The sequence below is a fragment of the Streptomyces sp. 13-12-16 genome (genome assembly GCF_002114215.1).
In the GTDB taxonomy this organism is placed as follows: domain Bacteria; phylum Actinomycetota; class Actinomycetes; order Streptomycetales; family Streptomycetaceae; genus Streptomyces.
Genome location: NZ_NCTE01001335.1, coordinates 1 through 581 on the forward strand (window position 1 = coordinate 1; position 581 = coordinate 581).

Here is a 581-nt window from a genome sequence, read left to right on the forward strand (position 1 = left end):
CACGCAGCCCGTGCCGCCCCTTGACCGCGACCGGCACCCCGGCCAGCGGCAGCCGCTCACCGGCGGCGACCCGCGCGTCCACCTCGTCCGCCCGCCGCAGCGCCTCCTCGTCCCACACCTCGAGGAACGCGCACAGCTCCGGATCGGCCCGCCCGATCCGCTCCAGCGCCTCCGCGACCACGTCCACGGCCCGCAGCCGCCGCCCGCGCACGGCGGAGGCGATCCCCTCGGCCGAGACGGACGTACGAGGGCCGTGTCCCCGGCCGCTCAACGCGTCGCGCCCACCAGGCGGGCCAGCGGCTCCGTCTCGCGGGGCGGCCGGCCGGTCAGGTCGCCCAGGCGCCACTCGTTCACCCAGGGCACCCGGTACACGTCGATCACCGACTCGATGAGCCGGATCCGGTGGGCGAGGGGACGCGGCAGCCGTCCCGGCGCGTCCGCCACCAGGACCACGGCGTCCAGGTCGAGCCCTTGCGGTGCCTCGCCGCGCCGGACCGTGTCCACCGCCGGGAGCACGGCGTCCAGGCCGGCCGCGTGGGTCCGGGCGACGAGCAGCACCGACGGCGGACCGGCGGGGCCGG

At 78.7% G+C, this 581-nt stretch carries 1 protein-coding gene and 1 pseudogene; both read right to left on the reverse strand.

Annotation, left to right across the window (positions count from 1 at the left end):
• Positions 1-271 (reverse strand): amidase family protein (locus tag B7767_RS40625; RefSeq protein ID WP_256923751.1); only part of this gene is annotated, 271 nt, incomplete at its 3' end.
• Positions 268-581, reverse strand: a pseudogene (locus B7767_RS40630) (hypothetical protein); the annotation flags it as partial. The gene B7767_RS40625 and the pseudogene B7767_RS40630, both read right to left, overlap by 4 nt.